The following is a 24,949-nucleotide window of genomic DNA, read 5'->3' on the forward strand; positions in this document are numbered from 1 at the left end:
GAGGCAGTACTATCTTCAAGTTTAACTTACAATACAGTCATCACCACGGGCCCTGGTAGATTAACAGAAAAGAGTGATACTTGTGGAAGACCAAAACAAGAGCGTTGGCAAATTCAATGAAACTGTTCGGAAAAGTCGAGAAAGCATCGGTCAAGCTGTAACCCTGACAATTGGAGATGGCGAAGTACAGGTAGAAGGATTGACTCCTAAACCTTTTCTTCCACCTCAAGCATTAGTTTTGATTAGACAAGACAGCAAGTTTTACATCAAGGGTGCTTTCGATGGTAAAGAGTATGGCACCTCACAAATCGACGCTTTTGACCACAATAAAATTACGGTTAGCATTGATCTCAAAGATAAAGAAAATATTCAAATTTATTATAGAACGGGTGAAACTACAGCTAAACTTCAATCAAAAAAGATTAAAGATCCTAATGATTTCTTCCTTGCTTTTTGGGAAAACGAGTCAAGGATTTATCTGGTTTCTTCTACTTTTGATCCGGAAACAAAAAAACTAAGAAAAGATAATACCTCTGCTGTTGATCAAAAAACGAAGCAATTTATCAAAAGTTTCGTAAGGATCTCACTTTCTAATTCTCAAAGCCATGATTTTGAAGAGAACCATTCAGTTACCGTGAACTACCTTGGTATTAACGAGAAGTCAGAAGAAGAAAGTTATGATGAACTTTATGAACGATAACTTTCAAAATAGTTTCCCTTCATTATCCGATGAAGGAATTTCCATAATAAAACCCGTTGAAGACAAAAAAAAATCAAAAAAAAGTGATAGCACTGCAGAAGCACCTCTTTTTCTTGAAGACAATTTAAAGTTAGAATGGCCGGAATATTCACAAAAAGTTGAGAAGAAAAATAAGAAGGAAGTTAATCATGTAAAAAGAAACGAAAAATCCAAGGAAAAGATACTACGTCCAGTATCTAGGTCTCCTGAAAAAGAAAAAGCATTGTCTATCAGAACTTCAAATCATCAACTAGCTGAAGTTCTAATGCAACTACATCAGTTTGTTGTAATTGAAGATGCCTTGTACTATTGGGACTCTTCTCTTCAGTACTTTATCGATTTAATGGGTGACAAAATCGATGCTTTTATAAGGCAAAATATCCCTGAGGAATTTAAAAGGAATATAAATTCAAATACAAATAAAGAAATATTTCGCTGGATAAAAACAAAAAAACACCTTCAGATCAAAGGAGATGAATTACTTAAAAGAAAAGAATATGTCGCTTTTGCAAACTGTATTATCAGGATTGAGGACATGAAAGTATTAAGGCATAGTCCAGATTATTATTTCACTTCAGTTATTAATGCGAACTATCCAATAAATGAATTCGAAGACGGAGAGACATTTGAAGAATTCGTTTATCAGATAACAGGCGGAAATCAAGCTTTATATCTCAGATTACAAGAATTGTTTGGATATGTTCTATCTGAAATTAGAGATGTGAAAGTCATTCCCTTTCTTTTAGGTCCTAAAGACAGTGGAAAATCAATCATACTCAAACTCTTGGAAAATCTAATCGGCGAAGACTTTTTTACCAGTCTTAGTTTTGAAAATTTTAGTGATGCTAGTTATCTAGGCCATTTGTTTGGAAAAAAGCTGAATGCTTGCGGAGAAGTTTCCGAGATTGCTTTAAATCGTTTAGATGTTCTTAAAAAAATATCTGGCGGCGATTATGTTATGGCACGCTTTCTTTATGATCAATCCTTTAAGTTTATCAATAAAGCAGCATTGCTTTTTGCAGGTAATCACCTGCCAACAATTAAAGGAATAGATAAATCTAATGCGTTTAGCGAAAGGCTAGCCATATTCCCTTTCAATTATCCAGTTCCCAAAGAACAACAAGACATTTACCTGTTGGATAAATTATTGAAAGAAAAATCTTATATAGTGGAATGGGCTTTACAGGGCTTAAGACGTTGGTCTAACAATAATCACCAGTTTACAACATGTGAGGAGATTGAAGAATTGGAAGAACAATATTCTCAACAGAATAACCCTATTCTTACATTTATCCATAAGCGTTGTATTCTACATTCTGATTCACGAATTTATTCAAGTGAGCTTTATGCCGCTTATAAGAACTACTGTAACGAAAATGGTATGGCTTATGAAACTATAACTTCCTTTAACAAGGAAGTTAAATCTCTCAGCACTCTAAAATACTCAAGGTTTCGTCAAGGAGAAAGGAATGATAACGGGTATACAGGGATAAGTTTAAGGTCGGAGTATGAATTAGAGGAGGAGATGGATTATGAAGATTCCGATTTCTAAACCAAAAAAAATGAATACTTTAACTGTAACCGAAGCCTGGGAACATATTTTCGAACGAAAAATTTCTAAAGATACGCTTTACAATGAGGTTCGAGCAGGCCGAATCCCCCATACTCGTATTGGAAGCAAAATTTTATTTCGTCGGGATACCCTAAACGCCTGGTTTGAAGAACAGGAACAGAAAAATTTAAGTTAACACTCAAAAGTTTATAGGGGCTCACAATTCTGTGAGTCCCTATTTAGTCATGCCTATTTTAAGGAATGGAGGCTGTATAAATTATGGCTAGCATTGAGAAGCGCGGTAACAACTCTTGGAGACTCGTAGTAGAAATCGGTTACGATGCAACCGGTAAGCGTATAAAACGCTATAAAACCGTTAAAGTTGATGATCCTTCCCTTTTGAGAACGACGAAGCGACTTAAGGAGTTTCTGAACGATGAGCTTTTAAAATTCAAAATCGAAGTAGAAGCTGGTGAATACATTGTCCCTGAAAAAATGACTTTTGCAGCTTTTGTACAAGAATGGAGGACCAAATATGCAGAGCGACACTTAGCCGAAAAAACCTTAATTCTCTACGAGTCACATCTCAAAAATCGAATCCTCCCTCAGTTTGGTCATATGCGTCTGGATCAGATCAAGCCTCTTCACATTTTAGAATTCTTAGAAACTCTATCACGTAACGGAGATCGAATGGGCTTTCGCAAAGGCAAGGTATCTTCCGGAACGATTGAAGTCGTCCATAGAGTATTAAAAAATATATTTACACGCGCAGTAGAGTGGAAACTCTTAAAGGAAAATCCTGTAGCCAAGATAAAGAAACCACGAGTCAAACATAAAGAGGTACGCCCATATGATGAACAAGAAATAAAGCTCCTTTTAATAGCGCTTCAGCAGGCCCCTATTCACTGGAGAGTCATGATAACCCTGGCACTGATAACCGGCTTGCGTAGAGGTGAATTGTTGGGTCTAGAGTGGCACCATATCGACTGGGAAACAGGAGTCATTTCAGTAGAGCAAAGTGTAACGCTCTCTCCAGGCGGCGAAGCTCATGTAAAAGAACCCAAAACCAAAAGCTCAAGGCGTAAGGTTGCTATACCTCCTGCTATGCTTAAAGAACTCCAAGAGTACCGTTCATACAAGATGGACGAGTTTGAAAAGATCGGAGACCGCTGGCAAGGTAATGGACGCTACTTTGTTTTCAGTCATCCAGATGGCAAAGCTTTTCATCAGGAAAGACCTTATCTTTGGTTTCGCGATTTCCTAAAGAAAAAAGGGCTTCGCTATATTCGGTTTCACGATCTCAGGCATACTTCAGCTACGCTACTGATCAATCAAGGCATACATGCTAAGGTTATCTCTGAAAGGCTAGGACATGGGAATATAGGGACTACTATGAACGTGTATGGTCATGTATTAAGAGCAGCAGATCAATCAGCTGCAGATAAGTTTGAGTCAATTCTAGAGCTTCAATCAGTTGCGAATGTATTAGATATGAAGGAACAAGGCAGTGATAAAGCTAAGCATTAGTAATTCCAATTAAAAGCGTATAGCGGCTCTTAGAAGGCGCCTTTTCTCCAACTTAGAACTGGTACAGCTAGCCTTCTTGAACTTAATCAAATGTCTCAAGATAGACTTCTTTGAATTGTATTTTAAGCAGATGAACCCCCTCTACTCTCACTTCACATATTCAAAAAACTTTAAAGTAGCTGCAGATGAATGATTTTAGGGATAATACATTGAATTTCCTATACAATTTACTGCAAATAAAAAATCTTCAACGTGCAGCAAACATAACTAAAAAGCTTCCATTGATATCAATGGAAGCTTTTTAGTGTCTCTTTACGGATTAATAGGTACTCGAATACGATCTTTAGCCACCACCACTTGATCATGAACAATGTAGCATTCGACAATGTGGTCACCTTTAAATGAAGTGATCTCCGTTTTCGTTTCACCTCCAGAACGAATTTGTCCTCTTATACAGTCTCTCCTAATCGCTTCCGTTCCTTGATTCAGTACTTTCCAATATACTCGATAACTACTATAACGTTGCTGGTCATCGGGTCGTATGCTTCGATATTTTTCTTCGAACTCGTTATAAGTAATCTTAAAAGTTAAATTCTTTTGTGCAGGTAATTTTAAAACGAGAGCAAGCATTTCTCGAAGTGATCTTCTTCGATATCCTGCAATATCAACTTCGCAATCAATCTCTAATTCGTATCGAATATCAACTTGAAACATATCATCAATAAATTCTTCAGTATTTCGGACTGCTCCTACAAAAGGTTGGGTAAAACTTGAAGCTTCAATTACATTCGTAGGCACAGGGAATGCAGTACCAAAAAGATCTTGTAAAGATTCATAAACATTATCGCTTTCTTCCGTGCAGTTCTTGATTTTATTATAGGCTTTTTTGGCACGGCTAATAAACTTACCGTTCTTGTTATAGACCCGTTGACGACTGCCCAAAGCAAACCAATACTTCTGCTGTGGATCTTGTTCTTTGAGATACCCGAATAGGTCAGTAAATAGTTGCAGGTAGTCATCAAAAGCACACTGTTGGTAGTGCTTATACTTCTCATCACTAAAGAAGTTATACGTTAGGGTATCAATTAGCAATCCACCAAATTTAAACCCTTTGTTGTTTTTCCAAGCTCGAATCATTCGACAAACATTTTGGTAATGAGCATTCGTCATATCAATCATGACTTCAGCTTCTATCATCTCCGGAATTGGATTTGTTTTTTTCCAACTTCCTCCGTTATTGCTGTCCGGATAATCAAAAGCTCCGTCTGATCGTTCAAAAACAGGACACACTTCAATCTCGCATTTAGCACTTTTCATACTGACAACTACAACTTGTCCGTCGCCACGTACAATTGTATTAGGATAAATTTCTTTGATTCTTCCTTTAACCTCTTGTAGCAACTGCGATTGAACATTTTCTGATCGAGAATCGAAATCCTTTTTCACTTCAGCTGGCAAGATAAAAAGCATGTCCATATCACTAATACCTTTGATCGCTGTCTTTCTCCCTAATGAGCCAACGATATGACCATGATCTTCATCGCTCTCTTCCTGCCAATATGAGCTGTTTAATTTATTGACGATACGATAATATGGATCGTCATCACTCGATTCATCCTCTTGATCTTCTACTTCAGATTCCGTACCATCAACATTTAACTTTTCTACGTTAATAGCCAGACTTTCTACAAACGTTTTAAATGAATCTTTTAACATGCTCTCTTCTCCTTCACACTATATAGTCAATTAATAATTGGAACAAATAAACGATAATAATGAGGACAATTAAGGTCACCAGAAGAAGAAGCATGATTTTATATATACCTGGAACTTTATCTTTCCAGAATTTAAACTTAAGCTCATCATTCATCCATTCAATTTGTGATTCCCCAAAAAATTTGATGTGTGCGAGTGTGTGCGAAAAAAAGATTTGTTTAGATATAGATAATCGACTGTAATCATTCATGATACGAGTTAGTTCAGGCTTATGACGTTCATAATCGAAATGTGTTTCACTTTTAGCTGCAAGATATAACGCTTTCAGATCATCATGTAAGCGTGTTAAAGCTTTACCAGAGTCGTTATATGCGTTTTTTTCACCATCATATTGAGTAATAGTGTACGAAATAATACTGATTATTACTAAAGCCAATGAGATCAGATCACTATAAGGAATGTCTGATTTCCATAATTGAACTACTCCGATAGATACGCCTATCAAAGCAATGAACCTTGGAAATTTTTCGATAATATCATACGTAGATAGATGCTTCTTTGCCCCAAAGTAAATGTTGTATCCGCGGGATGCTAAAAGTTTCAAAAATTCTTCCCTACTCAAACAATCCACCTCTTTCAAACTAGTCATATATAAAAAAAGCTTCGAGGGTCGATTGCTTAAGTCGAATCTCAAAGCTTTGTCTCGATTTCTAGAAAGAAACTGATTTCGAGAGAATTACAATAAAGAATAGAATTTGTCCCCTGCTCTCTCCGTCTAATGTGAGAAGCAGTTGATTAGCATGTATGTCATATTAAAACTTTAATTTTGAGAGCAACCAGTCACTACAATCTTCAAGATCCTCAACCATTATCTAGGCTCACTCACTTATACGCTAAGAGAACCAATGGATAATAGTACGAATAAGCATTTCAATATCTTGAATAAGTTCAGATGCTCCTTCTTTGGTATCTGGGTAATCTCTTAATTCCGGTAAAACAATCTGATGAATAAATAGAAGGATAGCTATAACGGGGTTTACTTTTACTTGGGTTTGATCGGCAGGGGCATCTGTGATTTCCTCAACGGATGCTTCTATAACTTCATGGTTATTCGCTCCATAATCAAAATCTATTTCTTCGATTTTGATTGCTTCAGGAAAAACTTCTTGGAAATCGGTAACGAGTTTAGAAAATGAGCTGAAAATAGGATCAGGAATAATCGACTCATAATTTCTAGCCAATTCTGCGGCTCGCAAAGTAGCGCTTAGCATACTTGTCGCATTCGAAGCAAAAACACTTTGATACTGTTCAAATATTTGATGTCCAGGCTGTTCTATACCTTCAGTCATTTTAAGCATTTCTTCAATACCATTATTTTTGAAGGTCTGAGCCAAGTTATCTAAAGTACGAGCATGCTGTGATACCACATCCAGATGAATAAAAGAGGCTTGAATACCCAAAGGATCGGTTGGGATCGATCCCCCTCCCATATCAAACTGCGAAAGCCCTAATCCTTTGATAGAGTCTTGATGATCGCTAATCATTTTTATAGCGCCTGTATCAAAATTTACAGGCTGGATCTGCTTGAGAACATCCATAGCCCCTAATATGCTTGGGTCAATTTCAAAATTCTTCATGAACTCTCCCCACCTTTTCCGAATGTGTGTTCCTACCCTCTTCCTTATACGATTGCTTAATTAAATGCGTTTCACGATTTTCTACATTTCTAAAAGAAGTTCTACTACTCAATTTTCCGCACAATTTTCTGTCTGAAGAATACAACCCGCCCTCTCCGCTATAAGATCAAAACATCGTCGCTCGTATTTAATTCATTTCAGCATTTTGCACGCATAGTTAAAATATCTGCCGTCTCATACAATAAGATTATACCAACCAAGGAGGAGTTACATGAGAAAAGAAGAGATCATTGCTCAAGCAAAAGCGGATGGCATTGTATTAAGCCGGTCGCAACTCGAAAGATATATTCAAAATGGACTATTAATCGGACATCGACAAAGTGAAGGATATAAAAAGGGCGTCGTTTCTTTTTTCCCAAACGCTATGGATACAATCCGCTTTATCGCAGAGTATACCAAAACATATAAACTCAAAAAGAACACAGACCTGCTCTTTCTGCTTTTTTGGAATGGATTCCCTGTTGACGAAGACAAATTAAAACGTGAGCTGGTTGAATATCAATACACGCTAAATTGGGTATTTCACAAAATCAGCAAAGAACGTGAAGATTCTTCCAAATTGGAAACCATGCTTGATCGTTTATGGGACGATGATAAGAAGCTGATTCAAAAAAAACCTGGAAGACCCAGTAAACAGGTACAAGCCGAACAAAAGAAACTAGAGGCCCATTACCGTATGGAATACAAACTGTTTATGACGTTTATTAGAGATGGATTTTTGAAGAAGTCGATCGCTTGGGAGGCCGTTGAAGCGTTTTTCAAAGTCCATGTTCCCTTTGTTTATCTAGACCTTAAAGGTTTATATGTACAACTGCTGGATGTGTCTAAGAGTTTTAAATGGATCTCTCATTCTGATCCCATCGATTTTCTTCTATTAAAAAAAACCGTAGGACTGCTTCAACATTATCAAACAGAATTATATGTGCTTGGCCAAATTTCCTTCTTAGATCCTACAGGAGAGATGAATCGGCAACATCGAGCAGGGTGGCTGGGACAAGATCCGGAATTCACACGATTTGCTTTAATTTTGATACTTGCAAGTAGACAACTTCCGCAGTTGCATCATATGCTACAGTCTAAAGAACTAGAAACTTTCGCTGCGCAGGTCAAGCTTATGTTAAATAACGCAACAAACTTGGAAGGAGGAGTAGAACATGAGCCACGTGCAGCTGTTGATCGGTGATACTCATACAGTCGATCTCCCGAACTTCGTCATTTATATGATGATTGCACTTATTCTGCATGGAATCTGGAGTATCAAACGCTAGTATGCTTAAAATATGAAAAAAACTGAATACCTCTTCTTTTAAACGCTTCACCTTTATACGCCACATAGTGACTCTTCGCCTTTCGATTCGTAAACACAAGAACTACGAGCCAACCTGGCTCACTGATTCCCTACTTATACTGATTAAAAGAACAAAAAAGAAGCTATTATCACTTTATAAAGTGATAATAGCTTCTTTTGATAGATTTCAAAAAATAAATTCTTTGCGTCCCCAATCCGTCCCCAACTCATCTATTATTTCACTTCAAACCCTGCCGTACCAGCAGCGCCACAGCCTCCACATGCACCGTCTGCGGGAACATATCCACCGGCTGAACCTTCACCGTTTTAAACCCGCCGTCCTCCAGCACCCGCAAATCGCGCGCCAGCGTCGCCGGGTTGCACGACACGTAAACAACCCGCTCCGGCCTCATCTCCAGAATCGTCTCCAACAGTCGCGGATCGCAGCCTTTGCGCGGCGGATCGACCACGATCACTTCCGGCGTAATCCCCTGCTCTTTCCAACGCGGAATCACGTCCTCGGACGCGCCAACCTCGAACTCCGCATTCTCGATCCCGTTCAGCTTCGCGTTCTTCCGCGCATCTTCGATCGCTTCTTTCACGATCTCGACGCCGTACACCCGCTTTGCTTTCTGCGCGAGGAACAGCGAAATCGTCCCAATGCCACAGTACGCGTCGATAACCGTCTCGTTCCCCGTCAGCCCCGCATACTCCAACGTTTTGCCGTACAACACTTCCGTCTGCGCCGGATTAACCTGGTAAAAGGAACGGGCCGAGATCGCAAATTTCACGTCGCCGATGTAATCGTGAATGACCTCTTCGCCCCATAGCACGGTTGTCACGTCGCCGAAGATCACGTTCGTCTGACGCGTATTCACGTTCTGGCAGATGCTTTTCACGCCCGGAACCCGGCTGCGAATCTCTTCGACCCAATCTTCGACGCACGGCAAACGATCGCCGTTCGTGACTAGCACGACCATCTTCTCTCCTGTCGCAAAAGCCACCTTCACCACGACGTGCCGCAGCAAGCCGCGTCCGCTCTCTTCATCGTAAGCGCTGATTCCCAGCTCGCGCCCGATGCTTTTGACCGTTTCCACCATCTCGTCGTTCGCTTCATGCTGGATGATGCACGTCTCCATATCGACGATCCGGTGACTGCCGCGCGCGTAGAAACCGCCGATCAGGCGGCCGTTTTCCTGTCCCATCGGCACCTGCGCCTTGTTGCGGTAGCGCCACGGTTCGCTCATGCCGAGCGTCTGGGGAACCAGCACGCCGCCTTCTTCCGCATCAAAAGGCCGCACGTCCAGCTTCCCGATCCGCTGCAAGCTGTCCGCGACCTGCTGGCGTTTCCAATCCAGCTGCGCCGCGTAATCCATATGCTGGATCTGGCATCCGCCGCAGCGGTCGTAGATCTCGCACGGCGCTTCGACGCGGGACGGACTGGCTTCGACCAGCGTCTGCATTTTCGCGTATCCGTACTGCTTTTTCGTTTTCAGCACTTTCGCCGAGATTTTCTCGCCTGGCAAAGCGCCGGGAACGAACAGCGTATATCCGTCCGCGCGACCGACTCCTTCGCCGTCATGATTCATGCCGATGATGTCGAGCGTGACTTCGTCGTTTTTGGCTACCGGAAGGCCCGTGATCTCCGCAGCTGCCGGCCGGGAACCTCCGCGTCCTCGCGAACCGCTGCCTCCCCTTGCATGTCCGGCAGAGCCTGGAGCCGAATTCCGCTTACCGCCCTGACTCCCGTTTCTCGCCGCGCCTCCACGGTTATGATTGTTCTTCATTATATATATTCACTTCTTTCGCTCATATTGATCGTTTGCCTTGTCCGACTTCATTACACTTTTACATCAGACAAAATACTATTCTTAAGACGTGTTGTAAAAAATACAAGATTATTGCCGCATCTTCTATATGTCGTACCGCCAAGCTGTATCTATGACAACATTTTCGCTTAATCCTACTTCCATTGAGCCAAAAATGCCGATAATCTTGCATTTTTTACAACACGGCACGCTATCTGGCTTTTAATAGGCAAAAAATCCTGTAAAAACTGCAACTTCACTCACTGCCGCGACTGCCGCGTTTTCAGCCTGCTATTTCGGACAAATTCGCGGGAGAAGTTCCGAACATACGCCTCACACCCAACTTCTTTTTCCAGGCACGCAAAAAAGGAGGATTTCCGTCGCCCGGCTGCTTGTCGCCGTCCGTGCGCGGTCCTTCCTCCCGTATTGTAACACGTTCCTTCCGGCAGACGCACGCATTTCCTCCATGCTTCTACCGAGAAACGACGATTCCTTTTCAAGCCTGTTCCCGCCGCAACGGCAAGAGTTTACGTGAACACTCTCAGATGATGCGGCAGCACTTCGAACACGCCCGGCAGTTTGCCGCCGAGTTCGCCGTCCAGATTGAGCAGCACGTTGTTCGGCGACGTCACTTCCAGGCGCTTCGTGCGGAAGTACAGCACGTTCGGATCGTTGAAATGATCGCCGCGCTGCGCCATCGAGACGACGCGGATAAACTCGGCCAGATTGCATTTTTTGAGCGCGATGACGTCGAGCAATCCGTCGTCGATCCGCGCGTCGGGCATCAGCTTCTCGAAGCCGCCGACGGAATTCGTGTTGCCGATCAGGAAAATCATGAATTCGCCTTCGATCGGATCTTGGCCTTCGGCGTCGATCTTAAGCTGCATCGGCGACAGGTTGACCATCTTCTCGACGCCTTTGAAGTAGTAGGCAAGCTGCCCGATCATCGTTTTGAGGCGGCTCGGAACCTCGTAGGTCAGTTCCGTCAACGAGCCGCCGCCCGCGATGTTGATGAAATAGCGGTCATTGGCGCGCCCGACGTCGATCGGACGCGACTCGCCGCGCAGGACGAGGTCGCAATAGTCCTCCCATTGACGGGAAATGCCAAGCGCCCGCGACAGATCGTTCGTCGTGCCCAGCGGGAATATGCCCAGCTCCGGACGGTGCTCCTGGTCCGCCAGGCCGTTGACGACTTCATAGATCGTGCCGTCGCCGCCTGCGGCGATGACGATATCGTAGCCGCGCTGCGCCGCATCGACGGCTGCGCGCGTCGCGTCGCCCTCGCCGGTCGTCGCGTGCACCGTCGTCTCGATTCCGCCTTCGTCGAGGCGCTGCAAAATATCCGGCAATCGCCGCCGCATTTCCTCGCGCCCGGACGTCGGATTATAGATCAACCTCGCTCTTCTCATCTGTCAAACTCCACCTGTTCCTTATAAGTTCTTGCCGCTTCCATCTCGAACCGCCAAAAAAGCGCGAGAAGTGACGGCCGCCGATACACCTTGAAGCGAAGGTCGCCCGGAAGGGACCTTCGCTTCATCGTTGCCTATCCTTAATTGTCCGTTTGCCGCTTTGCTTCGACCGAAGCCGACAGCTCTTCGACCTGCCGCTCGATCCAGACCGGAAGCAGCGGGTGAGGCAGCAGCGCCTCGCCCGTATATCCGTACGTTAACCCCTCAAGTTTTCGAGGAATCACCGTTTGCAGGAAATAGCCCGTACTCAAGAACAACGGAGCGATCAGCACGCGGCGTCCTTTTTCCGTCCACTCCTGCGCTTTGACCCGCACGTTATCGGGATTGAGCAGCGCATAATCGCAAACCAAGCCGCTGGTTTCGCCGACGCGCTTGGCAAGCGCCGCCGCTCCCGACTCCCAGCGCTGCCGGAAGCCGTCGTGGATGCTGCCGTGCCCGACGAGCAGAATCGCTTCGCGCTCCGGATCGACCGAGGCCGGAGACACTTTGTCCCAGACCATGCGCGCCACGTCCGGATCATCGCCCATCGGTCGCCCGACGTGCATGCGCGCGGCGATTCGGAACGGCTCAAGATCCGTTTCCTTATCCGGCGCATCCTTGATGCCCAGCGCGTATTCGATCTCGTCGATATGCGTGCTTCCCTCCGACACGAACAGCATCACGGCCAAAATATCCGTTACGCCCTCCGCTTCGAGCGCGTCGATGCCGTGCTGAATCGACGCGTCCTCCACATTGCCCAGAAACGATACCGCGACCGGCATATGTTCCTTAACCCGTACTTCGCCGGCCGCTTCCTCGACCGCCTGCACCCATTCCGGCTGCGGCGAACCATGGCTGATAATCAGCGCGCCCGCTTTTGTCATAGGCGCTTAACGTCCCAGACGTTCGAGCGACATTTTGTAGCCGTCGTTGCCGTAGTTCAGGCAGCGTTTCACGCGCGAGATCGTCGCCGTGCTGGCACCGGTCTCGGCTTCGATCTGGTTGTACGTGCTGCCTTTGCCGAGCATACGCGCGACTTCCAGACGCTGCGAGAGCGACTGAATTTCATTGACCGTGCACAGATCGTCGAAGAATACGTAGCATTCCTCCAGATCCTTGAGCGTCAGAATGGCCTCGAACAATTGATCGACCGTTTTATCGTTTAACTTTTTCAGTTGCACTGAAAGATCATCCCCTAATGTGTACTGGTTATGCTGCCGTGTATAAAAGCAAAGCGGTCAAGCGCCGGATTTTCCCATGCGACAAAACGCTTTCGGTACTGCGATTCGCGTCCGAAGACCCGATATTTTCACTACTTTACCATTGTAGCGGTACAAGTTACGTTTTTCAAGCGTTAACGGTTTCACGCGACGCAGGCCGAACGGACAGAAGCAAGCACGACTCCTTGATCTGCTCGCATCGTACTTACACAGTGTCCGTCACATGCATACTTTCAGCTTCCGTTTTATGGACAGGCTTCCTGTTACTTAAACCATCCCCTGCGCCAAAACCACCCGATCATGCCTCCCGCCAGGAACACCATCGCGCCTAATATAATGAAGTAACCGTATTTGAAATGAAGCTCCGGCATATTGTCGAAGTTCATTCCGTAAATGCCCGCAATCAGCGTCAAAGGCATGAATACCGTCGTAATCACCGTCAGCGTCTTCATAATGCCGTTCATCCGGTTCGAGTTGAGCGAGATGTAACTGTCGCGCAGATCGGCCGTCATTTCGCGATTGGACTCCAGCATCTCCGACAGTTTCAGCAAATGATCGTAGACGTCGGTAAAATATACCCGGTATTCGTTCGAATCGTCCACATGCTGCGAGTTGATGATCCGGTACAGCAAGTCGCGCATCGGCACGACCGTATGATGCAGCTTGAGCAGTCGCGATCTCAGATCGAACACTTGCGCGAGCAGCTTGTCGACCGACTCCCTGCGTCCCTTTTCCTCCAGATCCGCAAGCTCGTCTTCGATGCCGAACACGCACGGAAAATATTCGTCAACCAGCGCATCCAGCACCAGATAGGCGGCGGCTACGGGATTGGTCTTTTTCGTCGGATCTTCCGCACGCGTACAGATCCGATCCCAGGCTTCATCCACTTCCTTCATCCGGTCAAAATGGAACGTCACGAAAAACGTGCGGCCGATGAACATGTCGACTTCGCCCGCTTCCTTGCCGCCTTGCTCGAGCGCATGGGTGATCAGGAACACGTATTTTTCGTGCGGGTCCATTTTGGGACGCTGCACGTCGTTCAAGCAATCTTCGATCTCAAGCGGGTGAAAATGAAAATAATCGCTGAGCAGCTCGGTTTCTTTGGCGGTCGGCGCCATGAAGTCTGCCCAAAACCAGCGAAACTTGGTCGGGTCCAGCTCCGTCAGCGGAATATCCAGTTGTACTTTATGGTCATGCGTGACTGCCAACGTCCGGATCACGGCAGACGCCTCCTTTTTCAATATCAAACTGCGCGGCTTGTCTATGGAACATTTCCTGTACGGTTACGCTCGAAATCTCGCCGCGCAAAGCTTCTCTATCTTAATCCTTCGCCAAGCCGCTTGCAATCTGCCGATGGTCGGACTTCCCCTAACAAAACCTGCTATAGACGGCAAAAAAGCGATTTTGTTATACTTTTGTTATTCATGCAACTCAATCGAGCGGAGGACCCCTTCATGGCGAAAAAAGTAACGATGCAGCACATTGCCGACCAGCTCGGTGTATCCAAATTCGTCGTCTCCAAAGCCCTTTCGGGCAAGGACGGCGTAAGCGAAGCCACCCGCGAACGGGTCATTCAGGCTGCTTCGCAGCTTGGTTATTTTACGCAACCTCGCGGCTACGGACAAAATCGCAAGCAGCCGGCGGCTCCCGAAGCTTCCAATCGGCAGTCCGTCCTGGTACTCATGCCGAATGTGCGCTTCCAAACGGCAGGCTCGCTCTACTGGGGCCGCATTTTGAACGGAGTAACCGAAGCATTGGAAAGCCACGGACTCGGCGTCGTCATTATTTCCGAACAACGCGCAGACGCCGTGACAAGCATTTTGAATCCGGACGGTTTTCTCGGCTTGATCGGCATCGGACAAATCTCGACGCCTCTATTATTGGAAGTTCATCGCATCGGCCTGCCCATGGTGCTCGTCGATCACGAAGACCCGCTGATCCCGGCCGATACCGTCTTTGCCGGAAACGTCGACGCCAGCGCCCGCCTGACCGGCCACCTCATCGGAAGCGGCCACCGCAAGCTCCATTTTCTCGGCAACACCGGCTTCTCCTGCAGCTTCCGCGACCGTTGGATCGGCTACCGGACCGCGATGGAAGAACACGGCTTGCCCGTACAAGACGTCAACGATCCGTTGAATCATCTGGAAGGAATCGACGGCGCCGTCTACGAACCTGAATTGCGTCAATGGCTCGCCAAACGCAAAAAACAAGGCACGCTCCCGACCGCGCTCGTCTGCGCCAACGACGACGTCGCCTTAGTCGCGCTGCGCAACCTGGAACCGCTCGGCGTCCGCGTCCCCGAAGACGTATCCTTGGTCGGCTTCGACAACATTCACGAATCCGGCGGCGGCACCTCCCCGGAACTCACAACCGTCCACGTCCCCAAAGAAGCCATGGGCCGCCGCGCAACGCTCCGCCTGCTGGAACGAACCCGGGACCCCAAAGCTCCTTCGGAAAAAATCCTGATCGCTTCCGAACTGGTCATGCGAGCGTCGGTAGCGGAATTGCGGACGGAAACCGAAACGATCATGGAAGAATAAAATCGTAACGCAGTACCCCAATCGCTTAAGCTGTTAGGTTAGCCCCTTGCAAACCCGCTTGAACCGTGCGCGCCTTCAAACCTGGCCGGAAACGAGACTCTAACGGAACGCATATCCTTTAGCCGCGCTTTTCGAAGGTGTTTTGATTTTTAACGGAACAGAGAGGCGCTTAGACGAAAAAAAGCGGCCCAAAGACTTAAAATTCCCGCTTTTTCGTCTCTAAACGTCACCTCGCTCCGTTAAAAATCTCAAACGCGCAATTTGGCCTTCTAATCGTCCGCTGGTTCCGTTAGAGGTTTTAACGATCTATTGTGCCATTTCATAAGCACCCCTATCCATTCAAAAAAAGCTGTCCCAAAAATCACTTTGGGACAGCCTTTTTCTATCCTTGCCCTTTCTCTTCCTACCTTTCCCAAAGAAAATCCGTTCGCGCAAAGCGTCGAGCGTAGGGCGGAGGGGAAAATTTAGCGAAATACAGGATTTCGAAGAAAACCTGCGGTAACATAAGTGAAAATGTTGGCCTTTGAACTCGGAAAATTCCTTAGTTAAATCCCATCCATTTTCCGAGTGAGACAGCGTCTTGAGCAAATTTTCCCCGCAGCCCGGAGCGCCCCCGCTTCCTACCGAACAGGGTTTTCCCCTTTCTCCAACCTCACCAACATCTCCAAACAAGCCCGACTATTATGATACGGACATTTCCAAGCCCCGAGCTTCGGATTCTCCACGTTCGGTACCCGATCGTTCGACACGCTCCAATACCATTCCCCGTTTTCCCGATCCACGATATGGTTGCGGATAAAGTCCCACGAACGTCCTGCCGCTTCGCGGTATTTCTCTTCCCCGCTCAACTGGTACGCGTTATAGAACCCGACCATCGCTTCCGCCTGCGGCCACCAGTCCTTCGCGTCGTCGACCAGCGCCCCGCCTTCCGCTTCGTTCCACAGCCCGCCGTCCTGATCGACGCCGCGCTCCAACACCGCACGCGCCATTTGCAAAGCCACGCCGTGCACCCGCTTCGTCAACGCTTCGTCGCCCAGCACCTCCGCCGCCTCATACAACAGCCAGCTGCCTTCGATGTCATGCCCGTACGAGACATGATCCGATTTGCTGTCCCAGGCATCGTCGAAGAACAGCAGGAAATGCCCGGTTTGCGAATCGACGATATGCTTCAACGTGACTTCGAGCAGATCGTTCAGCGCGGCTTTCAGCTCGTCCGACGGCCAGACGCGATACAGATTCGTATACCCTTCCAGCACATGCAGATGCGTATTCATCGACTTTTTCTCGTTCAGATCTTTGCCGCTCAAGCTCAAATCGCCCGTTTCCGACCAATCCCGCGCATGCGCTTCGATATACCCGTCATACTGCGGATCACGGCTGTATTTTTCCAACAATCCGAAGATGCGACGACATTCCTCCAGAAGCTCCGCGCGCAGTCCGTCTTCCGGTTCGCCCGCCGCTTCCAAAGCCATCGCATATTCGCTCAGCGCGTAGATGACGAAAGACTGCCCGTATACCTGCTTTTTCTCTTCCGACGGTTTCCCGTCCGCCGACAGCATCCAATAATAACCGCCGTGCTCAAGATCCTCGAAGTTCGACCGCAAATACCGATAAGCACGCGCCGCCATATCCAGATACGCAGCCGTTTTGTATCTGCGATACGCTGCGGCAAATGTCCACAAAATACGCGCGTTCAGCACCAAGCTGCGATCCGCTTCGGCATGCACGCTCAAGTCCGCCCCAATCTCGCCGACAAATCCGTTATCTCCCGGCGAAGGCGCGTTTTTCAGCCAAAAGGCCAGGATATTGTCTCGCAGTTCCTCTTCCAGCTGTGCCTTCCACTCCCGATCCAAACGAGCAAGCGTCATTCAAATCCTCCGTTCAATTTTTGTTATGTTTTAGTTAGCAAAAATATAATAAATAATATGATATTGTTATAACCCTTTTTGCAAACGGATTCAAGGATAAATGCTACTTTCCTATCCCTATACAAGATTTTGATAACGGATACATAGAAAATTCGTTAGTCTATGATCAAAAAAACCGATCTCCATCGTTTAGATGGAAATCGGCATCCTTTATTTATTGTCCCAAGATCGTAGCCAACGAAGCTGTCGCTTCCATATAGAACGATGACCCTTCTTCATTTTCGGGAATCACCAAGTGGAAGGTATAAGCACTGCCGTCTTGCGCTTCCCACACGATATAATCCTGAACTTCCTCCGCGCTGCTGCCTTGCAGGAACAACGAAGCGTTCATCATCGGGCTTTCGACCAGCGTATCGCTGCCGTATTCTTCCACGGTTCCGCCGGCCTGTTCAAGCTTGGCCGTGCCTTCGGTGCGGAGTTCATCCAGGTTGAAGTCGGCAGGAAGTTTCTCGATCTCCGCATAATAATCCGGATTTTCGGTTAACGTCATACGCCCGGTCGCGGCATCCAACGTGTAGCCATCCAGCACATACAACGAATAGCCGTCTCCGGTCTGCAACTCTCCGGTGAGTGTCTGCGGCTCCCCGTCTCCGACCGTAAAGGTTTCCGTAGCCGGGCGGTCCGAGGAAGCTGTGTCCCCATCGCCGGATGCGCCTCCGTCTGCTCCCGATGTCGCTGCCTTTTCCAAGGACTGAATCTCAAGCTGCGGCACATCGCTGCCTTCGATCGCACGTTCCACATAGTCAAACGAGATCGTATCCCCTTCGTTCAGACCTTCAAGTTGGGAGGACACGCCTTCCGCCAATTGGAAAGAAGTCGGGGTTCCGTCCATGTTGACTTCAATCGTGTGCGTATCGCCTTGTCCGTTATATTCGCCGGTTGCCGAAATGATTTCTTCATCCGGTGTGTCCGGCTCGGCAGGCTCTGTCGTCTCATCCGGCGTCGTTTCGGCAGGCGGTTCTTGGGTCGCGGCCGTCTCGCCCGGTTCGGGAGCCGGCGCATTCGCTTGTCCGCAGGCTGTCAGCGCGATCGTCAACAGCAGCGCGGAGGCCAAGCTCATCATTTTAACGGGTTTGTTCATGGTTGACACCTCCAACTTTTTATATACCCCATATTCGAAGCGCAGCACTTCATCAACGTTTGTCCGCCTCAGTTTTCCGACATGACGGTATCTGCTTGAATGGACGACAACGAGGTAAGCGCCGGTGTCAAAAAGGTCTCGGAAGCTTCGCCGCTCGGGGCATGCACGCGGAAAATATAACCGTTTTCTCCTTCCGGTTCCCAGACGACGTAATCGTGCAGTCCGTCCTCGCCCGATACCTGAAGCAGCAGACGGGCGCCGTACATCGGGCCTTCAGCCAATTGATCGTCCGCGTACTCCTGAACTTCGCCGTATTCCTGAAGTTCATTCGTCCCTTCGACTCTCAGCTCGTCCAGATTAAAATCCGACGGCAGCTTTTCGATCTCCGCGTAATACTGTGGATAAGCGGTCAGATATAGTTTATTTTCGCCAGCATCGAACGTATACGCATCGAATGCGTAGAGCGAATATCCGTCGCCTTGCTGAAGTTCGGCCGTGCGTTTATCGGGCATCCCTTCGCTCATCATCTCAAACGTTTCGGTTGCCGGGCGAGCAGAAGCCTCGGCTTGCTCGTGATCTTCGCCAGTTTCCGGAACCACTTCTTCATCCGGCGTGTCCGATTCGGCAGGCTCGATCGTGTTATCCGGCGTCGTCTCAACGTTGGGTTGCTGAGTCGTATTTGTCGGTTCCCCCGTTTGTCCGGAAGTCGGGGCGTTCGCTTGTCCGCAGGCTGTCAACGCGATCGTGAACAGCAGCGCGGAGGCCAGACTCGTCATTTGGGCAGGTTTGTTCATGTTCAACACCTCCACTCTTTTAGACGAGCCTTGGCAAACAGATGTTACAGTTTTACGGCGAAAAGAAAAAAAGCCCGCCGGAGCATCCGGCAGGCTTTAACTTTATGAGACAAGCTACTAGAACAACAATTTGAAGATCAATCCCGACATCACCGCAACGATCGGAATCGTAATAAACCAAGCTACGACGATTCGGCCGGCCATTCCCCATTTCACGGCACGGAAGCGCTTAGCCGCGCCTACTCCGAGGATCGAGGAAGTTGCCGCGTGCGTCGTACTGATCGGCAAATGCAGCAATGTTGCCGTGAAGATAACGGAAGCGGAAGACACGTCGGCCGCAAAACCGTTCATCGGCTCGATTTTGAAAATTTTCGTACCGAGCGTCTTGATGATTTTCCATCCGCCTACCGAAGTCCCGAGCGCCATCGCCGTAGCGGCAGCGAGTTTGACCCACAGCGGAGGCTCAAGCGAACTCCACTGGTCGGCCGAAATCAGCGCAAAAGTCATGATGCCCATCGCTTTTTGCGCATCGTTCGTGCCGTGCGCGAACGATTGAAGCGCCGCCGTCAAAATCTGCATCGAGCGGAAGCCCTTGTTCACCGTATGCGGGCTGCGTCGGCCGAGCGTCCATTTGAGCACCATCATAATGATGTAGCCGACGACGAACGCGATCAACGGCGAGAATATCAAGGCTTCGACGATTTCGAGGAACCCTTCCCAATTCACACTGTCCGCGCCTGCCCCGACGAAGACGGCACCGGCAAGCGCACCGATCATGGCATGTGAAGACGAAGACGGAATGCCGAACCACCAGGTCGCCAGGTTCCAGATAATGGCCGCGATCAGCGTAGCGATCACGATCTCGATCCCGTTATCCAGCTTGGTGGGGTCCGCGATGCTTCCCCCGATCGTTTTGGCGACGCCGGTGAAGGTGATCGCCCCGAGGAAGTTCATGATGGCCGCCATCAAAATGGCGGTACGGGGTTTCAGTGCGCGAGTGGATACGGACATCGCGATCGCATTGGCCGTATCGTGAAATCCGTTAATGAAGTCGAATGCGAGTGCAAGAAAAACGACCACCGCAAGGACGATAAAAGTTGTTTCCATAGTATTTTGACCGCACGAAGAAAGACGGCTTCGCTGCATCCGCAGTCTTTGCAAATGCCGTGCCGCTGTCCTTTTACGAAATTGCTGCCGATCGATGGACAATGCCCCCGCGCGAAAGCCGAATTCCGGAAAAAGCGGTCTTGACCTCCTTTAGCCCTAAAATGGCAGGCTCCGCTTAGGAGTTGCTCATAATGATGGTTTCCAGAATATCGGCAACATCTTCGCAGTTGTCGGTCGTCGTCTCGAGACGCTCGTAAATTTCTTTGCGTTTGATCAATTCGATCGGGTCGCTTACCGTCGCAAAAAGTTCCGTGATACAGGTACGCAGCAGCTGATCGCCTTGGTTCTCCAGATCGTTCAGGCGGATCGTGTACTCGCGAATCGCCAGCAATTTCTTCTGCGACAACAGATGAATCGCCTTCTGAATTTCGTAAGCCGACTCGCGCAGAATCTCGCCGAACTGAATCATATATTGGTCCGGCTGGCCCAGGTTGTACATGTAGAAACGCGAAGCTGTCGCTTCCAGTCCGTCCAATACATCGTCAAGCGTGGTTGCCAGCTTCAGGATGTCGTCTCGCTCAAGCGGGGTGATGAACGTCTTATTAAGCTCGGTAATGATGGTATGCGTAAATCCGTCACATTTGGATTCATAATCTTTCATATCTTTGACAAAGACATTAACGTCCTTCAGATCCGCTACATGCTTGGAAAAGTAGTCCGCGGCTTGTACGATCGTGTCCGCCATGTCTTCGAGTGTTTGAAAGAAAATATCCTTCTTTTTTGCACGCATTTTAAAACCCCTTTTCAAATTTTCAAAACCAAAAACGGGCAAGGCTTTGAAGTCGCTTCTACGACCTCCATCATTTTATCACAACGATGTAAGGGATTAAAGAAAACTTATGCCGATTTTCACACTGTTTTTACATGAATATCGACTATTTTTAACAAAAATCGCGTTCATGCTGCTGTTCGGTCTTATTTTTGAGTTCCGGAACTCTTCAAGTCCTGATTTCACTTTACAGTCCGTTCATGAAATGAACCTTAAAAAGACAACGCACTTGAAAAGAAAAACAACAAAAAAACCGGAAGCTCCAAAGCTACCGGTCAATTGTAAGCGGTGAAAATCAAGCAGCAAGAGCATCTACTAGACCCTTGCCTTGCAAATTGATTGCATCACGGATCACGTTTTCAAAAACGAAACCGTCCGTATTAGATCGTCCAGTGCTGCCAATAGCCTTGGCAATTCTGCACGATACGTTAAATCGTCCAGTGCTGCCAATCGATCTCGCTCTTATGCCGATCCTGAAGCCAGCGCTTCGTAATATCGAGCAGTTGGCGACGGTGCGGGCCGGATGAATACGTATGGTCGGCCTGGAAAATGATCTCCTTGTCGCAACGGGAATCTTCGCGCGTCCAGAACAGCTTTTGATAGAGGAAAGCGTAATCGACCGGAATGACGTCATCCGACGTTCCGTGCACGACCAACACATCGCCGTAGAATTTCCCGGCTTCCTGGAACGGCTGGAACGCACCGAGCGATTCGAAGAATACCGGCGTGAACGAGTAACCCAGGAAATCGGCGCTGCCGGTGCGAACCGATTCGTCGTAACGCTCACGTCCCGTAATTTTCACGATATCATTGAAGGGATAGCCCACCGCCGACCACAATGCCAGACTTTTCACCCGGCGATCCCGCACAGCAGTCAACAGCGCGACCGCTCCGCCAAGACTGTGTCCGATCAGCGTCACGCGGCTGGGATCAATGTCGGCGCAGGTCATCGCGTAATCGAGCACCGTGCGCGTCTGAAGAATCATCGACTCTATACCTTCTTCGCCGTAAACGCCATCACTTTCTCCGCACCCGATATAGTCGAAACGGACAACCAGTTGCCCTTCGGCAGCCAGCTCGCGAGCCGTCGTGACGAACAGCCGATCTACACCGATCCGACTCCCCACAAATCCGTGGCAAATGACCGTTAACGGAAGACGTCCCTCCGGGCTTTCGGATGTCGGGTAGTGAATCGTAGCGGTCAAATCGTGTTTGTCGTGGCGGATCAGAATCTGGCGTTCCATAGCAGCAGCCTCCCTAGTTTTTAATCCCTAGTTAATTAGTATGAATTATTCTTATCTTACGCGTGCAAGGTTCTTTTGTCAATTCCGAGTTTATCACATGGTTTTATTAAAAGATTCAGATGTTCCGTCGCCCGTAGACCGTCTTTCAGGATTACGCTATGCTAGAGTGAGTACGCATACACCTTGAAAAGCATGCTTGCTTGGGAGGAACCGCTATTGAGCCATTACCGTTACGGCGTGCTGAAGGCCCGGGCGATTCGTTCGATTCACGGGTTCGGCAACCAGCCGCATTTTCATATCTGCTTGCAAGACGATCGCGGAACCCGCTACCGGGCGTCGATCAATATCAAGTCCAAATCCTATCCGTCCGAGCTGCTCTACTGGATCGGCCCTTGTGCGCCTGAAGAGAACGAAGCTTTGAAGGCATTGCCCGGCGGATTTACCCCGATCGAACATCCTCTTCCGGTGAGCGGGCTGGATTTCATCCGCCGTCCGCTGTTCCGCCAAGAAGATCTGGTTCCGCTACCCGCGAGCCTGCCCGGACCGGATAATGATTTGAACGAAAAAATCGTGGCTCTCGTCGATACTGCGGTTCTTGCCAATGGAGATCTGTATGTATTCGGAGATGCTTGGGGCCCCGAGGCCGGAACGCCTGACTACTACTTCGGCTTCCGGCCGGGTCGCGGTCTGCACAATATTCATATGAACCAGGGCAATGCCCGTCCTTTTCACGGCGACAACGGCATATTTCGGGACGGAGCGATTCTGGTGCATTTTGCCGAGGAAGATCATTGGATCGGGCTGTTTCTCGCCTTTCAGTCCCAATCATGGGAGACGGACGAACAAGGACACGATCTAAATTGAGGATTGTTACTTTTGCAGAAATAAGGGGATGTTAAATTTGAGCGTCAGAAAAAAAATCCGCGAGATCAACTCGATCCGCGATCAATTGAGCAAGAAAAACGCGAACTACTTCGATGAAGTGATTGTTCATATCCGGTCAAGCCGGGTTCAGGAGGACAGCGGCGAGGAGTGGCTGCTTGCGCGCGGACAAGAACTGCTAACGGCGCAGCAGCGGGGGCAAACGGCGGTTAAATTGTTCGGGGAGAATCCGATCGCTTTTGCGGAAGCCGCGATCGAAGGACTGCCGCAGCGCAAAGCCGCGCAAACCGTCCGCCTCTATGTGCTGGCCCCCTGGGTCGCGTTAAGCTGGACGTTTTTGATCCTCGGCCTGTTCGCTTTGTTCATGGAGGATGCCGAGACCGTAAGCCTGGGCATGCTGCTGATCGTCGTACTGGGAGCGATCGCCTTGGTCGAAGTGTTGATGCGGCTCACCCGGCGCGATCCGGAAGAAGGCGTTCCGGCGCCGCCGAAATTCAATCTGCGCGGCATCGGAGCTTCGCTTGCGGTGCTGATTGCAATTGGCGTTGTCGGGCTGCTGCTACAGCGCGTGCTGCCGGTCGTTACGGTTCCGTACTGGCTGAGCCTTGCGATTGCGCTGGTTGGATTTGCCGGACAGTTCGTGTTGTTGCGGAGAAGATGATCGATATGGAAAAAGCGCGTTCGGAATATTCCGGCGCGCTTTTTTTGTTATTCGTTTTCCAAAACTTCGTTCCCGCACACTAACGTCACCCCCCGCCTGCGCAAAAATTCCACCCATTCCTCCGCAGGCTGTCGATCCGTCACCACAAAATCAATCTCGCCGAAGTCGAACAACCGGATAAAAGCCAACCGATCGAACTTCGAATGGTCCGCAAGCAAAATGGTCTTATTCGCCTGACGGCGCATCAACAGCTTCAATTCGCTCTCCGCTTCGTTCGAATCGCAGATGCCTCCGTTCATGGACAACGCTTTGCACCCGAGCAGAGCCACGTCGGCGTTATACCGTTCAATCGTACGCGAAGCGTCCGGACCTACAAAAGAGCTGGTCGACGCCCCCAAGGTCCCTCCCGTACCGATCAATCGATGGCCGGATTGCTGGAACGCGGACAAGGCGACGAGCGAGTTCGTAATCAGCGTCAGGTTCTCCCGCCGTTCGGCCAACATCCGCAGCGTCTCGAAAGCTGTCGAACTCGTATCCGCCATGATGCTGTCTCCGTCATGGATCAAGTCGAGCGCATATCCGGCGATGATCCGTTTGGCTTCCAGATTGAGGTCATGCCGACTCGCATAGGAAGGATCGCGGTTGGTCGGAGCACTCAGCACCGCGCCGCCGTAATTTTTCTGCGCCACGCCTTCTTTTTCTAACTTATCCAGATCGCGCCGCACCGTCTCCTCGGATACGCCGAACTCCAGCGCCAGCGCCGATACCTGCACCTTTTTATTCCGATACAATTCATTGATGATCCATTCCCGCCGCTGCTCCGCTTTCATTTTGCATCCGCTCCCCAAGAAATAAGTGGTTTTACCGTATCACGAAAACCAAGAAACC

General features: G+C 48.4%; 23 protein-coding genes. 8 read left to right on the plus strand and 15 right to left on the minus strand.

Translation table 11 applies throughout. The features are described from left to right. Window positions 1–82: 82 nt before the first annotated feature. The 4 genes from SACSAC_RS06380 to SACSAC_RS06395 all read left to right on the plus strand — a co-directional run bounded on the left by SACSAC_RS06380 (window position 83) and on the right by SACSAC_RS06395 (window position 3,818). Window positions 83–700 carry a hypothetical protein gene (locus SACSAC_RS06380; protein WP_037284713.1) on the plus strand — a complete coding sequence of 206 codons (618 nt, stop codon included), beginning with the start codon at window positions 83–85 and terminating at the stop codon, window positions 698–700. Beyond that, window positions 678–2,291 carry a DNA primase family protein gene (locus SACSAC_RS06385; protein WP_084777939.1) on the plus strand — a complete coding sequence of 538 codons (1,614 nt, stop codon included), beginning with the start codon at window positions 678–680 and terminating at the stop codon, window positions 2,289–2,291. Before SACSAC_RS06380 ends, SACSAC_RS06385 begins: the two co-directional genes overlap by 23 nt. Then, window positions 2,272–2,487, plus strand: coding sequence for a helix-turn-helix domain-containing protein (locus tag SACSAC_RS06390; RefSeq protein WP_051506912.1), 216 nt, complete (start codon window positions 2,272–2,274; stop codon window positions 2,485–2,487). Before SACSAC_RS06385 ends, SACSAC_RS06390 begins: the two co-directional genes overlap by 20 nt. An 83-nt stretch (window positions 2,488–2,570) precedes the next feature. After that, entirely contained in the window at window positions 2,571–3,818 is a 1,248-nt protein-coding gene (locus tag SACSAC_RS06395; protein WP_051506913.1) for a site-specific integrase, read from the plus strand. A 312-nt stretch (window positions 3,819–4,130) separates the two neighbouring features. On the opposite strand, the gene SACSAC_RS06400 is transcribed toward SACSAC_RS06395, so the two are convergent. From SACSAC_RS06400 to SACSAC_RS06410, 3 genes are all read right to left on the minus strand, one after another. Next, window positions 4,131–5,534 (minus strand): nucleotide-binding domain-containing protein, encoded by a 1,404-nt coding sequence (locus tag SACSAC_RS06400; protein WP_037284718.1) that lies wholly within the window; start codon window positions 5,532–5,534, stop codon window positions 4,131–4,133. A gap of 13 nt (window positions 5,535–5,547) precedes the next feature. Further along, window positions 5,548–6,156, minus strand: a complete 609-nt coding sequence (locus tag SACSAC_RS06405; protein WP_037284720.1) for an SLATT domain-containing protein — start codon at window positions 6,154–6,156, stop codon at window positions 5,548–5,550. Between the two features lie 271 nt (window positions 6,157–6,427). Further along, window positions 6,428–7,171, minus strand: coding sequence for a hypothetical protein (locus SACSAC_RS06410; RefSeq protein ID WP_037284723.1), 744 nt, complete (start codon window positions 7,169–7,171; stop codon window positions 6,428–6,430). 271 nt (window positions 7,172–7,442) lie between these two features. On the opposite strand from SACSAC_RS06410, the gene SACSAC_RS06415 reads away from it, so the two are divergent. Further along, window positions 7,443–8,414: a hypothetical protein gene (locus tag SACSAC_RS06415; RefSeq protein WP_037284726.1), complete on the plus strand. Its 972-nt coding sequence runs from the start codon at window positions 7,443–7,445 to the stop codon at window positions 8,412–8,414. Window positions 8,415–8,758: 344 nt separating this feature from the next. On the opposite strand, the gene rlmD is transcribed toward SACSAC_RS06415, so the two are convergent. The 5 genes from rlmD to corA form a co-directional block, all read right to left on the minus strand. Then, window positions 8,759–10,306, minus strand: coding sequence for a 23S rRNA (uracil(1939)-C(5))-methyltransferase RlmD (gene rlmD, locus SACSAC_RS06420; RefSeq protein WP_051506914.1), 1,548 nt, complete (start codon window positions 10,304–10,306; stop codon window positions 8,759–8,761). A gap of 548 nt (window positions 10,307–10,854) precedes the next feature. Next, complete coding sequence (locus tag SACSAC_RS06425) at window positions 10,855–11,736, minus strand: diacylglycerol kinase (protein ID WP_037284728.1); 882 nt, start codon at window positions 11,734–11,736, stop codon at window positions 10,855–10,857. A gap of 140 nt (window positions 11,737–11,876) precedes the next feature. Next, window positions 11,877–12,659: a sirohydrochlorin chelatase gene (locus SACSAC_RS06430; RefSeq protein ID WP_037284731.1), complete on the minus strand. Its 783-nt coding sequence runs from the start codon at window positions 12,657–12,659 to the stop codon at window positions 11,877–11,879. 6 nt (window positions 12,660–12,665) lie between these two features. Beyond that, window positions 12,666–12,956, minus strand: a complete 291-nt coding sequence (locus SACSAC_RS06435) for a YerC/YecD family TrpR-related protein (protein ID WP_037284734.1) — start codon at window positions 12,954–12,956, stop codon at window positions 12,666–12,668. Window positions 12,957–13,258: 302 nt separating this feature from the next. Then, complete coding sequence (corA, locus tag SACSAC_RS06440; protein ID WP_037284737.1) at window positions 13,259–14,215, minus strand: magnesium/cobalt transporter CorA; 957 nt, start codon at window positions 14,213–14,215, stop codon at window positions 13,259–13,261. 234 nt (window positions 14,216–14,449) lie between these two features. On the opposite strand from corA, the gene SACSAC_RS06445 reads away from it, so the two are divergent. Next, window positions 14,450–15,535 carry a LacI family DNA-binding transcriptional regulator gene (locus SACSAC_RS06445; RefSeq protein WP_037284740.1) on the plus strand — a complete coding sequence of 362 codons (1,086 nt, stop codon included), beginning with the start codon at window positions 14,450–14,452 and terminating at the stop codon, window positions 15,533–15,535. Between the two features lie 620 nt (window positions 15,536–16,155). Here the strand turns inward: SACSAC_RS06445 and SACSAC_RS06450 are convergent. The 6 genes from SACSAC_RS06450 to SACSAC_RS06475 form a co-directional block, all read right to left on the minus strand. Further along, a complete protein-coding gene (locus SACSAC_RS06450; RefSeq protein ID WP_037284742.1) occupies window positions 16,156–17,403 on the minus strand; it encodes an AGE family epimerase/isomerase in 1,248 nt (415 codons plus the stop codon). 214 nt (window positions 17,404–17,617) lie between these two features. After that, on the minus strand, window positions 17,618–18,544 hold the full coding sequence (locus tag SACSAC_RS26865; RefSeq protein WP_051506915.1) for a hypothetical protein: 927 nt from the start codon (window positions 18,542–18,544) through the stop codon (window positions 17,618–17,620). Between the two features lie 68 nt (window positions 18,545–18,612). Beyond that, window positions 18,613–19,338 carry a hypothetical protein gene (locus SACSAC_RS06460; RefSeq protein WP_051506916.1) on the minus strand — a complete coding sequence of 242 codons (726 nt, stop codon included), beginning with the start codon at window positions 19,336–19,338 and terminating at the stop codon, window positions 18,613–18,615. A 117-nt stretch (window positions 19,339–19,455) separates the two neighbouring features. Beyond that, window positions 19,456–20,445 carry an inorganic phosphate transporter gene (locus tag SACSAC_RS06465; protein ID WP_037292209.1) on the minus strand — a complete coding sequence of 330 codons (990 nt, stop codon included), beginning with the start codon at window positions 20,443–20,445 and terminating at the stop codon, window positions 19,456–19,458. 175 nt (window positions 20,446–20,620) lie between these two features. After that, window positions 20,621–21,235: a DUF47 domain-containing protein gene (locus SACSAC_RS06470; RefSeq protein ID WP_037284745.1), complete on the minus strand. Its 615-nt coding sequence runs from the start codon at window positions 21,233–21,235 to the stop codon at window positions 20,621–20,623. Between the two features lie 467 nt (window positions 21,236–21,702). Then, on the minus strand, window positions 21,703–22,518 hold the full coding sequence (locus SACSAC_RS06475; RefSeq protein ID WP_037284747.1) for an alpha/beta hydrolase: 816 nt from the start codon (window positions 22,516–22,518) through the stop codon (window positions 21,703–21,705). A 216-nt stretch (window positions 22,519–22,734) separates the two neighbouring features. Between SACSAC_RS06475 and SACSAC_RS06480 the strand changes: the two genes are divergently transcribed. Together SACSAC_RS06480 and SACSAC_RS06485 are read left to right on the plus strand one after the other, a co-directional pair. Further along, a complete protein-coding gene (locus SACSAC_RS06480; RefSeq protein ID WP_051506917.1) occupies window positions 22,735–23,382 on the plus strand; it encodes a YukJ family protein in 648 nt (215 codons plus the stop codon). Between the two features lie 37 nt (window positions 23,383–23,419). Next, window positions 23,420–24,061 (plus strand): DUF1129 family protein, encoded by a 642-nt coding sequence (locus SACSAC_RS06485; RefSeq protein ID WP_037284750.1) that lies wholly within the window; start codon window positions 23,420–23,422, stop codon window positions 24,059–24,061. A 47-nt stretch (window positions 24,062–24,108) separates the two neighbouring features. Here SACSAC_RS06485 and SACSAC_RS06490 read toward each other — a convergent pair whose 3' ends face one another. Then, window positions 24,109–24,891, minus strand: a complete 783-nt coding sequence (locus tag SACSAC_RS06490; RefSeq protein WP_037284752.1) for a DeoR/GlpR family DNA-binding transcription regulator — start codon at window positions 24,889–24,891, stop codon at window positions 24,109–24,111. Between the last annotated feature and the right edge of the window lie 58 nt (window positions 24,892–24,949).

Source organism: Saccharibacillus sacchari DSM 19268 (assembly GCF_000585395.1).
Lineage (GTDB): Bacteria > Bacillota > Bacilli > Paenibacillales > Paenibacillaceae > Saccharibacillus > Saccharibacillus sacchari.